This is a genomic window from Streptomyces sp. NPDC026062, from assembly GCF_055568375.1.
Map to the genome: position 1 here is coordinate 258,612 of NZ_JBVHOQ010000004.1, position 14,349 is coordinate 272,960.

General features: G+C 70.6%; 10 protein-coding genes and 1 pseudogene. 5 read left to right on the forward strand and 6 right to left on the reverse strand.

Annotation, left to right across the window (positions count from 1 at the left end):
- The first annotated feature begins 45 nt into the window (after positions 1 to 45).
- Together ACZ4LX_RS05755 and ACZ4LX_RS05760 are read left to right on the forward strand one after the other, a co-directional pair.
- Positions 46 to 2,571, forward strand: a complete 2,526-nt coding sequence (locus ACZ4LX_RS05755) for an SdrD B-like domain-containing protein (RefSeq protein ID WP_467639316.1) — start codon at positions 46 to 48, stop codon at positions 2,569 to 2,571.
- Between the two features lie 219 nt (positions 2,572 to 2,790).
- Positions 2,791 to 3,567, forward strand: coding sequence for a hypothetical protein (locus tag ACZ4LX_RS05760; RefSeq protein ID WP_467639313.1), 777 nt, complete (start codon positions 2,791 to 2,793; stop codon positions 3,565 to 3,567).
- 59 nt (positions 3,568 to 3,626) lie between these two features.
- Here ACZ4LX_RS05760 and ACZ4LX_RS05765 read toward each other — a convergent pair whose 3' ends face one another.
- Positions 3,627 to 4,967 (reverse strand): right-handed parallel beta-helix repeat-containing protein, encoded by a 1,341-nt coding sequence (locus ACZ4LX_RS05765; protein ID WP_467639310.1) that lies wholly within the window; start codon positions 4,965 to 4,967, stop codon positions 3,627 to 3,629.
- A gap of 86 nt (positions 4,968 to 5,053) precedes the next feature.
- Between ACZ4LX_RS05765 and ACZ4LX_RS05770 the strand changes: the two genes are divergently transcribed.
- Complete coding sequence (locus tag ACZ4LX_RS05770; RefSeq protein WP_467639307.1) at positions 5,054 to 6,211, forward strand: Dyp-type peroxidase; 1,158 nt, start codon at positions 5,054 to 5,056, stop codon at positions 6,209 to 6,211.
- Between the two features lie 345 nt (positions 6,212 to 6,556).
- Here ACZ4LX_RS05770 and ACZ4LX_RS05775 read toward each other — a convergent pair.
- Positions 6,557 to 6,781, reverse strand: a pseudogene (locus ACZ4LX_RS05775) (response regulator); the annotation flags it as partial.
- Between the two features lie 328 nt (positions 6,782 to 7,109).
- Here ACZ4LX_RS05775 and ACZ4LX_RS05780 point away from each other — a divergent pair.
- Together ACZ4LX_RS05780 and ACZ4LX_RS05785 are read left to right on the forward strand one after the other, a co-directional pair.
- Complete coding sequence (locus tag ACZ4LX_RS05780; protein ID WP_467639896.1) at positions 7,110 to 8,336, forward strand: type III PLP-dependent enzyme; 1,227 nt, start codon at positions 7,110 to 7,112, stop codon at positions 8,334 to 8,336.
- Positions 8,333 to 8,890, forward strand: coding sequence for a GNAT family N-acetyltransferase (locus ACZ4LX_RS05785; protein WP_467639304.1), 558 nt, complete (start codon positions 8,333 to 8,335; stop codon positions 8,888 to 8,890). Before ACZ4LX_RS05780 ends, ACZ4LX_RS05785 begins: the two co-directional genes overlap by 4 nt.
- Here ACZ4LX_RS05785 and ACZ4LX_RS05790 read toward each other — a convergent pair.
- The 4 genes from ACZ4LX_RS05790 to ACZ4LX_RS05805 form a co-directional block, all read right to left on the reverse strand.
- On the reverse strand, positions 8,862 to 10,202 hold the full coding sequence (locus ACZ4LX_RS05790) for a type I glutamate--ammonia ligase (RefSeq protein ID WP_467639299.1): 1,341 nt from the start codon (positions 10,200 to 10,202) through the stop codon (positions 8,862 to 8,864). The genes ACZ4LX_RS05785 and ACZ4LX_RS05790 overlap by 29 nt on opposite strands.
- A 131-nt stretch (positions 10,203 to 10,333) precedes the next feature.
- The gene (locus ACZ4LX_RS05795; RefSeq protein ID WP_467639296.1) at positions 10,334 to 11,368 is read right to left on the reverse strand and encodes a 3-oxoacyl-ACP synthase III family protein; all 1,035 of its coding nucleotides are present in this window, start codon (positions 11,366 to 11,368) and stop codon (positions 10,334 to 10,336) included.
- Between the two features lie 288 nt (positions 11,369 to 11,656).
- A complete protein-coding gene (locus tag ACZ4LX_RS05800; RefSeq protein WP_467639293.1) occupies positions 11,657 to 12,487 on the reverse strand; it encodes an ABC transporter ATP-binding protein in 831 nt (276 codons plus the stop codon).
- Positions 12,484 to 14,349 carry a dipeptide/oligopeptide/nickel ABC transporter permease/ATP-binding protein gene (locus ACZ4LX_RS05805; RefSeq protein ID WP_467639290.1) on the reverse strand — a complete coding sequence of 622 codons (1,866 nt, stop codon included), beginning with the start codon at positions 14,347 to 14,349 and terminating at the stop codon, positions 12,484 to 12,486. Before ACZ4LX_RS05805 ends, ACZ4LX_RS05800 begins: the two co-directional genes overlap by 4 nt.

Consider the following 14,349-nt stretch of genomic DNA (forward strand, 5'->3'; position numbering starts at 1 on the left):
GCGGGGGCTCCTTTTCCGCGAAGAGAGAGTGTGGAGTGTGATGCCATGAACCGATTGGGCAGAGACTCGCGCCGACCGGTCCGGAGGCCGGGACCGCTGACGCGTGTCGGGTTCTCCGTTCTGCTGCTGGCGGGCGGCGGCGTGGGAGCGGCGGCCGCACCCGCCGCCGCTTCCCCCACGGACGGCACCCTGACAGTCGAGGTGCTGCGCGACTTCTTCGGCACCGGCGTGATCAACCAGACGATGGACGTTCCGCAGCAGGGCATGAAGGTGGAGATCTCCGACCCCGCCGGACACCATGTCACCGGCGTGACGGACGCCACCGGCAAGGTCGTGGTGTCGCAGTCGACCGTACTGAGCGGCGGCCGGTACCGCGTGGACGTCGGCATCCCCGCGTCGCACGGCGACCATCTCCAGGCGGCACCCGCGTCGACGGCGGAGAACCACTTCGACAGCTTCACGTCCTTCGTGGACGTGTCGGACGGAAAGAACGCCTCGGTGGTGACGGGCGTGTGGAATCCGGCCGACTACGCTCTGCCGGACTCACGGTATTTCGTCGCGGTCCAGAACGGTGCGGGCGGGACCGACACCCGGGCTCTGGTGGCGTTCGGGACGGACACTCGGGGCACGTGTCCCGCAGACACGCCGTGCCCCGACACGCTGGCCACCCAGTCCCAGGTGGGCACGACGTACGGACTGGCCTACGACAGGTACCGGGACCGGATCTTCCAGGGCGCGTTCGCCCGCCGGTACACCGCGTACGGGCCGGAGGGCAGCGGTGCGATCTATACGGTGCCGGCCGACGGCGGGGGCACTCCGCAGTTGTTCGCGCGGGTGCCGGGAGCCGGGGTGACACCGCACGATGCCACCCGCATGAACAAGGACGCCGGATTCACCGACGCTCCGGGCAAGGAGAGTCTCGGCGGCGTGGCCCTGTCGGAGGACGGCTCCACCCTGTACGCGGTGAACCTGCTGACCCGCAGCCTGGTCAGCTTCGACGCGGGCGGGGACACCGCCTCGGCACCCGAGGCGACGGTACCGATTCCGGATCCGGGGTGCGCGAGTGCCGTCGACTGGCGGCCGTTCGGTCTCACCGCGCACGACAACAAGCTGTACGTCGGCGGCGTGTGCAACGCGGAGAGCACGCAGCAGCGCGCGGACCTGAAGGCCGTCGTGTACGCCTACGACGGCGAGCAGTTCACCACCGCGCTGACTCAGCCGCTCACCCAGAAGCGCGGCAGCGTGTTCAACTCCGACGCCGCCCAGGCCACCCACTGGAACCCTTGGAACACCGGGCTGGCCACGTGGGACGAGCGCAAGCTGGGCAACGTCTTCATCGATCCGCAGCCGGAACTGGCCTCCCTGGCCTTCGCGCGCGACGGCTCGATGGTTCTGGGATTCCGTGACCGGTTCATGGACGTGCTCAGCGAGGGCGGGCTCGACCCCCGCCCGCTGAACGACACGGCGGAGACGGGCATGTCCGGTGGTGACATCAACATGGCCTGTGCCACGTCCGACGATGGATACGAGTGGGAAGGCACCGGAAGCTGCCCCAACCACGCCACCCCGGCCAACTCCGGTGGCCAGGGCGGCGATGCCGTCGAGTACTTCCCCGGTGACTTCTACGTCGGCGCGCACCAGGAGACCGCGCTCGGGTCGGTGGCATACATTCCGCAGCAGCAGTGGGTCGTCAGCACGGAGTTCGACCCCACCGTCAACGTCGCGACCTCCGGGACCGGCTACCACAACATCGCGAACGGTCAGGGTCCGGGAAACGCTCCGAACGCCAACGCGTACCAGTTCGTCAGCCGGGAGCAGGGCGGGTTCGGCAAGGCGGGCGGCCTCGGTGACGTCGACTTCGCCGCGGCGAACGCGCCGATCCAGATCGGCAACCTCGTCTGGTTCGACGGCGACCACAACGGGATCCAGGACCCGGCGGAAATCCTGCTGCCGGAGGCGACGGTCAACCTGTTGGACGCGGACGGCAAGCAGGTCGCCACGACCAGGACCGATGCTGCCGGCGAGTACTACTTCGGTGGCGTAGGCGCCGCGTACGCACTCACCCCGGGTGCGAAGTACACGGTGCAGTTCAACGTGTGCACCGCGGACACCAGCCTGGTGCCCGAGCAGCCCTCGGCGAGCGAACTGCGGTTCACCCGCCCGCGAGCCGGCGACGACCGTGCGCACGACTCCAACGTGACCCCGCCGGTGGACGGGGAGTTGTGCAACGGCTCCGCACGTGTCACGGCGCCGGACAAGGCGGGCGAGGTCGATCACACGATCGACGCCGGTGTGTACATCCGAAAGAGGACGCCGCCCTCGAAACCGACCCCCTCCCCGAGCCCGACCTGGCCCCCGAAGCACCAGCACCCGCCCACGCATGACACTGCCGGTGGTTCGGGTGGTTGGAGCGGTTCCGGTGGTTCCAGCAGTTCCAGCGGTTCCGGCGGCTGGCTGGCGAACACCGGTGCCTCCGGGCTGCCACAGATGATCGCGCTCGTCGGTCTGGCGGTGGGTGCGGGCGTGGCCATCACGGTCGTGAGCAGGAAGCGTCGCGCCCAGAAGCCCTGAACGAACTACTGATCCGAACAACCGATCACGTCTCGGCCGGTCCACGAGGGCCGGCCTTGGCGTTGTCCGTGGCCAAGAGGGTGAATCAGAAAAGTGGCAGCATCGCGTCACGTGCGGAACGGGAGAGTCCGGCAGGCTCCACCGGACAAGGTCGCCGGTCGGCGCCCATGGCCGCGGCCATGGTGGGCGGCAGCCGTCGTCGGGCCGGCGGCCGTCCTGGTGACCGTGTTGCTGGTCGCGGAGAGCGGCTCCGGCCCGAGCGGGCCTCGCGCCCTGAGTCCGGACGAGGCGGACCGGCTGGCGCTCACTCGGTTCCGCAACTACGAGGCGCACGGCCGCGCGCTGACGATCACCGTCCCGGGAACCGCCGGCCGGCTGGCCGTCACCGGTTCCGTCGACTACGAGAAGCAGATCGGTTACGGGGTGGTGCACGGTACGGGGCGCAACACGTCCAGCGACGGGCTGATCCAGTGGACGGCCGACTCGGTGTTCTTTCATCCGCTGGCGAAGGCCCCGGCGCACCCACCCGTGTCGCCGCCCCGCTCAGGCTGGTTCCGCCGCCCGCTGCAGTCGGCCGGCAGCTCTCTGGACAGTTCGCTGGGCATCGTGCTCAGTCTCGGCAGCGACCGGCCGGACAACGCTCAACTGCTGCCTCAGAACGGCGCCCGCTGGTGGGGGCGGGACCGGGCGGACGGCCATGAGGTGGATGTCATGACCGGCCCGACGCCCGCCGCCCACGACCGCCCCGGTGCAGCCGGCCCCGGCTCGGCGAACCCGGGTTCGGCGAAACCCGGTTCAGCCGACTCCGGTGCGGCCGGCCCGAGCGCGGCGACCTCCGGCGCAGCGAGCAGAGTGCGCTACTGGGTCGGCTCGGACGGCACCATGTACCGGGTCCGCGTCGACCTGGCCTCCGCGCCGGAGCCGGTGGTCGTCGACTTCGACACCCGGAAGTACGTTCCGATCAAGGCCGTATCCGGGGTCTCCACGAGTCCGTAGCCGCTGTTCAGAACAGCTGTACCGTCCAGAACACCTGGACTTTCGGAACAACTGGGCCTTCAGAACAACTGCACCCGTGCGTTCCCGGCGAGCAGGGACACCGGGGGCAACGAGACGTCCGACGTGTCCGGCAGCACCGGAACGGCCGGGACCACGGTGGCACCCTCCGTGGTGGCCCTGGGGAACTGCGGCTGCGCACCAGGTGCTGCCACCTTGGTGAACGCGATACCGCCTGGTGCTGCTGGAGCGTTCCAACTGCTCTCCGGAGAGCTGGACTTGGCCGGTTGGGGGCAGGAGGCGGTGGTTGCGAGCCTGGCCGGTGACGTGGTGCGCAGGTCGTTCCCGCGGAGGCAGTTCCCCCGTCCTCGCGTGGCGGTGGGGAACGTCCATCCGATGTCGATGCCGTTGCCGGTGAACACGTTGTCCACGATCCTGTTGCCGACCGGAGGGATGTCGGAGGTGGCGGTGATCATCAGGCCGGCGTCGCTGTTGTCGGCGATGCGGTTGCGCGTGAACCGGTTGTCGCTGCCGCCATCGACGCCGATGCCGATACCCCATCCGCCATCGGCCTGCTCCGGGGTGGCCCGCTGCTGGTTGGCGGCGATCAGATTGCCCGCGATGACGGCGTCCCGCTGCGGGAGCAGCTTCTCCTGGTGGTCGGAGTTGGTGGTCAGGCCGACCCGATTGCCGACCAGGCGGTTGCCCACCACGTACATGTCCCCACTGGCGTTGGTGCCTTCGTAGCCGATCGCGTTGAGTTCGGCGACGTTGTCCCGCACCACGATGCGACAGGGACTGCACTGTCCGACGTAGATGCCCGAGTCGGCCGAGCCCGACGTGTACGAGTGCTCGATGACACCGTTCTGCGCTGAGAACGCGTAGATGCCGTACAGCCCGTTGCGGGTCGCCGTCACATGGGAGACGAGGAATGACTTCAGGAAGGTGACGGGTTCGTCGCCGGTGTCGTAACCGCCGGACTGTCCCGGCAGGCCGGCGGCGGCCTTCGCCGAGCCGGTGACCAGAACCCCGTTCTGCGTGTTGTTCCGCACGGTCAGGTTCTCCACGGCCACCCCGGGGGCGGAGACAACGACACCGTTCGGCTGACGCAACCGCCCGTCGATGACCACCTTGTGCCGGGACTCGCCGCGCAGCGTGATGCGGGCCGTCTTGATCGTCACCGATTCGTGGTAGATACCCGGGGCGACCAGTACCAGGTCACCGGGGTGGGCCGACGACACCGCGGCCGAGATCGTCGGGGCGTCGGCGGGCACTCGGATGGTCACATCCGCACCAAGCGGTCGTCTGTCTATGCTCGCTCCGTCGTCGCCTCCGCCACAACCGGACACAAGTACCAAGGTGCCCAGCACCGCCGCAAACACGCGAAGAACCGATCGAGGCATGATCCCATTCTGGCACGACGACCAACTCCGCCCCTGCGTGACGAGGTTGGTCGGCGCGTGTGAATTGCTGTGGCACTCTGCACACCATGCACCCTGCTGAGCCGCACCCGTCACGTCGTATGCTCCTGAATGTCACCGGGACCGTGGTGGCCGCCGGTCTGACGGCCGGGTGCACCTCGGACTCCGCCCAGGCGGGCCGGTCCGCCTCCGGCCCGGCGGCCACACCGGCCCCGGTCGTACCGACGGGCCCGCATCAGGCCGGCATCACGCTTCCCCAGCCCGCCCAGGGCAACCTGCTGGCGGTGGTGGCAGACGTCGTTGCGGGCGTGGCTCCCGGTCCTCTTCTGGCCGAACTCGGCCGGGCGATCGGCGGACTCACGGCGGGGACCGACCCCCGGCTGCTGGGCCTGGAGCCGGGCGATCTCACCGTGACCGTGGGCGTGGGCCCCCGGCTGGTGCGCACCGCCGGTGCTTCGCTGCCCGGCGCGGCCGACCTCCCGCGCTTCTCCCGCGAACGGATCGCCCCGCGGGCACGCGGCGGTGATCTGCTGTTGCAGATCTGCGCAGGCGACCCGGTGCTCCCCTCGGTCGTCGCCGCCGCGCTCATGGACCGGGGCGGAGACCGTATCCAGGAACGCTGGCGGCAGTCCGGACGTCGCGGCACCAACGTCTCCCTCGGCAACGGGCGGACCGCGCCACGGAATCCGTTCGGCTTCATCGACGGCATCGTGGGCCCGCATACGAAAGCCGAACAGCGGCACGACCTGTGGCTGGCCCGGCCTTCGGCGGTCGCGGGCGGCACCCTCGCCGTTCTGCGGCGCATGGAACTCGACCTGCCGCGTTTCGCCGCCCTGTCCGTGGCCGAGCAGGAGGCGGTCTTCGGCCGGCGACGGGCCAGCGGTGTGCCTCTCTCCGGGGGCGCAGCGGACTCGGGACCGGAGCTCGGCGCCAAGACGGCGGACGGACGCTATCTCGTCCCCGTGGACGCCCACGTACGCAGGGCGAACCCCGCCGCGGTCGGCGTCGGCCATCTGCTCCGCCGCTCGTACAACATCGACGACCCCGCGCCCGGCCTGCTCTTCATCAGCTTCCAGAACGAGCTGCGGGCCTTCACCGCCACCCTCGCCCGCATGGACGCATCCGACGCACTCCTGGATTTCACCACCACAACCGCCGCCGCGACGTTCCTGGTCCTTCCCGGATTCGACCGACAGCATCCGCTCGGTTCCCGGCTCTTCGGCTGATCGGTCGGCCGGGGAAGGCGAACTCCGCTCGGAACGAGCCTCCCCCCGGCAGATAGGGCCGGCTGCTGTACTGGGTGTGATCCGGGCCGTGGAGCTGCGCCGTCAGCGTGCCACCCAGGACGTACACCAGGCTGAGCACCTGGCACTGGCCCGGGACAGGAGAGCGCCGAGGCCCTGGACAGCAGGTTCCACGCCGGACCCGTCCCGCACGGCGGCGGGCAGATCCGCGCAGACCTCCCGCTGCCGCTCCGCACGGCAGAAACCCCGCTCCGAGCACTGGGGCGGGAGCGCCGCCGGGCGGCCGCCACCAGCCCGACGATCTCCAGCTCCCGTTCGCTGAGCCCGAAGCTGCCGGGTCACCTCAAGACCGTCGAGACGAGGCATGCGGATGTCCGCGAGCACCACCCGGGGCCGCAGCTCACGGGCCATCGCCATGCACTCGACGCCGTCGACCGCCTCACCCACGACGGTGATGCCGGGCTGCGCGTCGAGGATCAGCCGGAACCCGGCCCGCACGAGCTCCTGGTCGTCCGCGACCACCACGTCGATCTCCCTTGCCACCGCACGCATTTCCTACCACACCGCCCGACACCTCTCTCACTCGCGTGATACTCCCCGGCCACGGAAATCCCGGATGCCCCGCATCTCTTTTGAGCACCATCCCGATGACGCGTGGCGCGTAATGAGCGGCGGGGAGAAAAGCCGGGTCAGGCGTCATTACCGACCTGGGCCCCTCTCGTTTCCCCTGTGGGTGCCAGCAAGCCCATGGCATCGATCACCCAGCTGGATTGGAAGTTCACACGTGAGGCCTCAGGCCACCGAGACGCTACATATCGCCGAGCAGCGCCGGGCCGCCGACCGCAGCAGCGGCCACCGCACCCTGTCCGCGTCGGCCGCCGTGCACGCGTCCACCGCCCGCCTCCCCGGACGTGTCGGCCAGGACCACCGTTCTGCGCTGCGCGCCGCACTCGCCGCCGCCTCCGAGGACGCCCTCATCTACGACCTGGACGGCATCGGCCGCCAGTACACCGACCTGTGCGCCGAACTGCCCGGTGTCGCGATCCGGTTCGCTATGAAGGCCTGCCCCGTGGACGAGGTGCTCGGCCATCTCGCCCGGCTGGGTTCCGGCTTCGACGCGGCCGGACCGCAGGAGATCGTCCAGGCGCTGCGCACCGGGGTGGCCCCCGAATCGGTCCACTACGGAAACACCGTCAAGTCCGACCGCAGCATTGCCGAGGCCCACCGGCTGGGCGTGAGTGACTTCGCCAGCGACAGCGTGGAGGATGTCGCCGCGATCGCCGAGCACGCCCCCGGATCCCGGGTGTTCTGCCGGGTCGCGACGAGCGGCGAGGGTGCGTTGTGGGGCCTGAGCCACAAGTTCGGCTGTTCGCCGGATGATGCCCTGCGGGTGCTCGGCGCCGCACGGGCCTCAGGGCTGGTGCCCTCCGGTCTGTCTGTGCACGTCGGATCCCAGCAGATGACGGCGCAGGCTTGGGGAGAGGCGATCGAGACACTGGCCGCCCTGCTTGAGCGGCTCAACCGGCTCGGCATCGTCCCGGACCGGATCAACCTCGGTGGCGGGCTGCCCGCCCTCGGTGTCCTGGACCGGCGCGGGCGGGCACTGCAACCGCCGCTGGAAGAAATGTTCATGGTGATCCGCGCAGGCATGCAATGGTTGCGCTCCGTCAATGCCGCCCCGCTGGACTTCCTGCTGGAGCCCGGCCGCCACCTGGTCGCCGACCACGGAGCGATCCGTGCCCACGTCGCCCGGCTCACCTCCCGCCATCGGCTCGACGGCAGCCGTGAGGACTGGCTATACCTCAGCTGCGGAAAGTTCAACGGGCTCTACGAGATGGACCAGTTGCAGTACCGGCTGGAGTTCCCGGCCTGCCCCGACGGGCAGTTCGTCAACGCGGTCGTGGCCGGTCCGACCTGTGACAGTGACGACGCGTACGCCCAGGACGGCAGGGTACGGGTCCCGCGCACGATCGCCTCCGGCGACCCGGTCTGGGTCCATTCATGCGGTGCGTACGCCGCCGCCTATGCCACCCAGGGGTTCAACGGCTTCCCGCCCCTGCCGTACACCTGCGTCGGCGGCCCGGCTCCGGAAGGAGACGGCGCATGAACGACATCCGGATCCGGCTGCTCCAGGAGGAGGACTGGGCCGAGTTGGTGACCTTGGAGAAACGCGCCTACGCGGCGAGCGGCCTGTCCGAGGGAGAGGCGGCGCTGCGCTCCCGGCACGAGGCCTCGCCCTCGACCTGCTTCGTGCTGGAGCATGCGGGCGTCTTCTCCGGATACCTGCTCGCGCTGCCGTACCCGCTCTTCCGCTCCCCGGACCTGAGCCTGGCCGAAGAAGGCTCGGGTCCGGGCAGCAATCTGCACCTCCACGACCTGGTGATCGCCGAGCGGTCACGCGGCCGGGGGCTGGCAGGCCGGATGCAACGGCACGTGGAGGAGACAGTACGGACGGCTTCCTACGAGACGCTCTCCCTGGTCGCGGTACAGGGCTCGCAGGTGCTGTGGGCCACGCTCGGCTACCGCGCCCGGCCCGAGGTCGGGCTGCCCGCGAGCTACGGTGCCGAGGCGGTCTACATGGCGAAGCCTCTGGAAAACGGCACCACGACGGGGCCGTTGCATGACTTGCCCGTCAATGCCGCCAGCGGACCGCCTCGATGACATCCGCGTCGGTATGCGTCGCGAACAGCTCCGACTCCGCCCGCCGGACCGCAAGCACGGCTTCGTAGAGTTCGGCGCCGAGCGCCTGCCGGAGCACGGCGGACTTCTCGTAGGCGTCGGTCGTCTCCGGCAGGCTCGCCGGAAGGCGTTCGACGCCGCCGAGGGCCGCCGGGTCGCTCCGGGTCTCGGGAGGCAGGGGCAGAGCGGCGTCGAGACCGGCGAGTCCGGCGGCCAGCACCCCGCCGATCGCCAGATACGGGTTGGCGGTGGCGTCGAAGCACTTGACCTCGGCATTGGCCTGACCTGCGGTGGAGCCGGCGATCAGGCGCAGCGCCGCCTCGCGGTTCTCCAGGCCCCAGCAGCGGTACGCCCCGGCGAAGCGGGAAGGGACCAGGCGGAGGTAGGAGGCGACGCCGGGTGCGCCGAGGGCGAGCAGAGCGGGCAACTCGGTCAGTACGCCCGCGAGAAAGTGCTCGGCTTCAGGGTGGAGCCCGTGGCGGCCGGGGCCGCCGTGTCCGAGGTTCCCGCCCTGCCGCCAGAGGCTGAGGTGGAGGTGGCCGCCGTTGCCGATCTCGCCCTCGGTGAAGACGGGCGCGTACGAGACACGCAGACCGTGCCGGGCGGATACGGCCCGGATGGTGTGGCGCACCAGCATCGTGGTGTCGGCCGCTTCGACCGGCCCCTCTGCGGCGACCGAGACCTCGAACTGTCCGGCGGCGTACTCGGGGTGGAGTTGCAGCACGTCCACTCCTTGCCCGGTGAGTGCGCGCAGCAGATCCCGCAGGTAGTCGGAGTGCTCGATGACGCGGGTCATCCCGTACCCGGGACCGGCCGTTGCGGGGGCGCCGGCGGCGTCCGCCACCACCCACTCGATCTCGATCCCGGCTCGCACCGAGAGCCCACGCCGCTCGACGGCCTCGGTGGCCCGTCGGGCGAAGCCGCGCTGGCAGCCGGGGTGCGGGGTGCCGTCCTGGGTGTACCGATCGGCCGGGGCCCAGGCCCAGCCGGGCTGTGCGGCAAGCGGGGTGAGCCGGTCGAGGTCGGGGACGAGCCGCAGGTCGCCCATCGGACCGGTATTCGATGGCGCTTTGGCGAAGGAGTCGTCCACCAGGGAGACATCGAAGCAGGGAAGGGCACCGACACCGTACTGGGCGGCGTGTTCGAGTTGGGCGAGGGGGACGGATTTCACCCGGGTGAGCCCGGCGTTGTCGACCCAGCCGAACACCACCCCGTCGATTCCGTCGGCGGTGAGCTGAGCTTGGGCTGCACGGGCCTGAGCGGCCCGTTCAACCCGGGAGTGTGTGGTGGCCATGGTGTCCATGCTGGTGCTCGCGGCAGCGAACACACCCGTAATCGCCGGGAGTTCACTCGTCCGTGGGCAGACGGGTCAGAGGCATGGGAGAGGCCGGACAACGGTCCGTGAAACCTCGCTCTGCGAGTCCGTCAGGCGTGCCGGAGGCAGAGGGTTCCCCACTGGAAGCCTGCGCCGATCCCCGACAGCACATAGGTGTCTCCCGGAAGCAGGGAGCCTTCGGCGAGGGTGGTGTGCAGCGCGGTGAACAGACCGGCTGATCCGGTGTTGCCCAGCCGGTCGACGGTGATGGGCGCGCGCTCACGGGGAACGCCCAGGGCGGTCATGGCTTCGGTGAGGATGTTCAGGTTGGCCTGGTGCAGGAAGAAGTGCCGGATCCGGTCGACCGGCACGCCGGCGCGGCGGGCCGCGCTGGTGATGCTCTCGGGCAGCCGTGTGGTCGCGGCGTTCCAGACGGCGCGTCCGTCCATGGACAGGTAGTGGTCTCCGGCGGCGACGGTCGCGGGGCTGGCGGGAAGCCGGGAGCCCCCGGCGGGAATCTGGACGCCGTAGGAAAGCTGCGAGCCCAGGCTGTAGGAGAGCAGACCCGCTCCAGGGGTGTCGGTACGGGTGAGGACGACGGCTGCCGCGGCGTCGCCGAAGAACACACCGGTGGTGCGGTCGGTGGGATCGGTGATCCTGGAGGCGCAGTCGGCCGCGAGGAGCAGGATGGTGGTGATGGAGGGGTTCTGCAGGAGGTGGGCGGCGATCAGCATGGCCTGGACACCGGAGGCACAGGCGGCCTGGGTGACGTCCAGGGCCAGCGCACGGTGGGCGCCGATGGCGTCCTTGACGATCAGTGCGGTCGACAGGAGGGGCTGGTCCCCGGTGTAGGAGGCGACGATGACCGCGTCCAGTTGGGCGGGCCCGGTGCCGGCGGCTTCCAGAGCCGGGTGGGCTGCGGCGACGCACATGTCGGATGTCGCCAGAAGCGGGTCCAGGCGGCGGCGTTCGCGGATTCCGGTACGGCTGGTGATCCACGCGTCGCTGGTGTCCAGGGTGCGGGTGAGATCCTGGTTGGTGACGACCGTTGGTGGCAGGTGCATCCCGGTTCCGGCGATGGCGAACGGTACGGACAGGCCCGCACCGGTCTGGTGGACCAGGTCGCGGTCCAGGGCAACTGTCACTCCGCGGCCCTCCGCTCGGGCGCGATCGGTGTTCCCCGAAGAATTCTCATTCCCCATTCCTTTCGATGTCGGCTGCCCAATTCACAGCACTTTCAAAACCTTCACGATTCAAATGCCGCCGCATCATCTCACGGAATTCCGACCCTAAGTTCACTCTTTAACCAAGGAGAGTGAGGAAAGGCTTTCCTGATTGACGTCTGCATGCGGGAATTTCTCCGCCGTGCCGCGAGGACGCGGGGTACGGATAACGGTGGTCCTCGGTTTTCGCATGGGCGTCGGCGTATGCCATCACGCCCTCTCCTCCGACCCGGAGACGCGCATGGGCGGAACGGATGCGCGCCTGCGGGGCACCGCAGGACGCAGGGACGGCACGGAGGCGAGCAGCGTTCGGGTGTAGGGGTGTTCCGGCGTGCGCAGGATCGTCTCGGTGGGGGCACTCTCGACGATCCGGCCGTGCCGCATCACCGCCACGGCATCGGAGACGTGGCAGACCGCCGGCAGATTGTGACCGATGAAGAGCACGGACAGTCCGAGCCGCCGCTGGAGTTCGCGGATCGTGTTGAGGACGGAGGCCTGCACGGAGACGTCGAGCGCCGAGGTGATCTCGTCGGCGATCAGCAGGCCGGGGCCGGCAGCCAGGGCGCGGGCGAGGGAGACCCGCTGGCGCTGGCCGCCGGACAGCTGTCGCGGGAGGCGGTCGGCGAGCGCTGGGTCCAGGCCGACGAGACCGAGCAGCTCGGTGACCCGCTCCGCGCGGGCGGCCCGGTCGAGCCGGTGGAAGACGGTGGCGGCTTCGACGAGCGTCTGGCGGGCCGTCATCCGGGGGTCGAGCGTGGTGTCCGGGTCCTGGAGGACGACCTGGACGAGGCTGCCCAGCCGACGCCGGTCACGAACGGTGCGGGTGCGGACCTCCCAGCCGTCGATCAGCACCCGGCCACCGTGCAGGGGTACGAGGCCGACGATCGCCCCGGCCAGGCTGGACTTCCCGGAGCCGGACTCGCCCACGAGCCCGAGCGTGGTGCCGGAAGGAATCTCCAGCGAGACACCGTCCACAGCGGCGGGGGAGACGCGGGAGCCGGGGTGACGGACGGTCAGGTCGGTCACCTGAAGAGCGGTCATGAAGCGGCCACCGTCTCCAGGACCGGGGTCACCGGTACCGGATTCCAGCAGGCGACCCGGTGGGTGGCGTCGATGTCCCGCAAAGGCGGGACCTGTTCGGCACAGCGGTCGTCGCGGCGCGGACAGCGGGGCTCGAACGGGCATCCCGGTGCGGGCGCGAGCGGGTCGGGCGGCGCGCCCCCGATCGTCGGCAGCGGCCGGCCCCGGTCGGCGGCGAGGTCGGGCACCGAGGCGACCAGAGCCCGGGTGTAGGGGTGCCGGGCGCCGTCGGCGAGGCGGTCGGCGGGCACCTCCTCGACGATGGTGCCGGCGTACATCACCAGGACCCGTTCGCAGAACTCCCCCACGAGTGCGATGTCGTGGCTGATGAACAGGATCGCGGCGGAGGTGTCCCGTCTGATGTCGGTGAGCAGCTGCATGATCTGCCGCTGCGCGGTGACGTCGAGCGCGGTGGTCGGTTCGTCGGCGATGATCAGCTCCGGTCGCGTCATCAGCCCGGACGCGATCATCACGCGCTGCCGCTGGCCGCCCGAGAGCTGGTACGGACGTGAGCGCAGCAGGGCCGGGGACAGGGCGACCCGGCGCAGGGCTTCGGCAGCCTCCGCGGTGGCCTGGGCACGGCTCGTGCCCCGGTGGGCCCGGACGGCCTCGGTGAGCTGGGTGGCGATCCGCAGGGCCGGGTTGAGCGCCGAGGCCGGGTTCTGAAAGATCATGGCCAGAGCCGTCGCGAGGTGCTTGTCCCGTTCCTTGGGCGTCAGGGCGGCGAGGTCGGCTCCGAGCAGGCGCAGGGTGCGCCGGGAGACCCTGGCACCGTACGGAAGCAGGTCGGCGACGGCGAGCGCGGTGAGCGACTTGCCCGACCCCGATTCGCCGACGAGCCCGACGGCCTCGCCCGGCCGCACGGAAAGGCTCACACCGCGCACCGGCCGGATCGCGCCCTCGGGGGTGGGGAGTTCAACGGTGAGGTCCTCGACCTGGAGAACCAGCCCCTCCTTGGCCGGGCCGCTCGGCGCGGGTGCCGGTGCCGGGGTGCGTGGCGCCGGGCCGCGGCGGGCGACGGTCCCGGCCAGGGCCTCGCCGAGCAGCTGGAAGGCCAGGGCCGCGTAGAGAACGGCGAGGCCCGGGGCCAGCGCGGGCAGTGGCTCGGCGTAGATCCGGTCGAGCCCCTGGCTGAGCAGCAGCCCCCAGTCGTAGTCGGGCGGCTGGACGCCCAGGCCGAGGAAGCTCAGCCCGGAGAGCGCGACCAGAGTGGTGCCCGCCGCCGTGGTGGTGCTCAGGAGCAGCGGCTCCGCGATGTTGGGCAGGACATGCCGCCACAGCATCCGGTGCCGGCGCAGGCCGAGGACACGGGCGGCGGCCAGGTGGTCGGTGCCCGCGACGCCCGCGGCCAGGGTCTGGGCGAGCCGGGCGAATCCGGGGACACCCGCCGCCGCGAGGGCCAGCACGGCCCCGGCGGTGCCCGCGCCGAACACGACCGCGAGGAACATCGCGACGAGCAGTGCCGGGAAGGCGAGCAGGAGGTTGATCATCCCCGCGGTCAGCCGGCGGCCTCGCCGGCCGAGAACGGCGGTGGAGGCCCCGACGAGGATTCCCGAACCCGCACCGAGCACCACCGCCGCCAGCGCGAGCAGCAGGGAGGGCCTGGTGGCTGTCAGGACCCGGGCGAGCAGGTCCCGGCCGAGCCCGTCGGTGCCGAAGAGGTGGGCCGAGGAGGGTCCCTGGAGCACGGCAGAGGGGTCCGGGCGGTCGGCAGCCGCACCCCAGACCGGCGGACCGGCCAGGGCGAGCGCGACAAGGGACACCAGCATGACTGCGGCGACCCAGGCGATGGGCGGGAGCCGGAAGCCGGATGGAAGGCGCAT

What these genes read in the sequence shown, in the direction of transcription:
- ACZ4LX_RS05785 (WP_467639304.1), top strand. Translation starts at nt 8,333, where the DNA reads ATGAACGACATCCGGATCCGGCTGCTCCAGGAGGAGGACTGGGCCGAG.
- ACZ4LX_RS05770 (WP_467639307.1), top strand. Translation starts at nt 5,054, where the DNA reads ATGCACCCTGCTGAGCCGCACCCGTCACGTCGTATGCTCCTGAATGTC.
- ACZ4LX_RS05755 (WP_467639316.1), top strand. Translation starts at nt 46, where the DNA reads ATGAACCGATTGGGCAGAGACTCGCGCCGACCGGTCCGGAGGCCGGGA.
- ACZ4LX_RS05800 (WP_467639293.1), bottom strand. Translation starts at nt 12,487, where the DNA reads ATGACCGCTCTTCAGGTGACCGACCTGACCGTCCGTCACCCCGGCTCC.
- ACZ4LX_RS05805 (WP_467639290.1), bottom strand. Translation starts at nt 14,349, where the DNA reads ATGCGCCTTCCATCCGGCTTCCGGCTCCCGCCCATCGCCTGGGTCGCC.
- ACZ4LX_RS05790 (WP_467639299.1), bottom strand. Translation starts at nt 10,202, where the DNA reads ATGGCCACCACACACTCCCGGGTTGAACGGGCCGCTCAGGCCCGTGCA.
- ACZ4LX_RS05765 (WP_467639310.1), bottom strand. Translation starts at nt 4,967, where the DNA reads ATGCCTCGATCGGTTCTTCGCGTGTTTGCGGCGGTGCTGGGCACCTTG.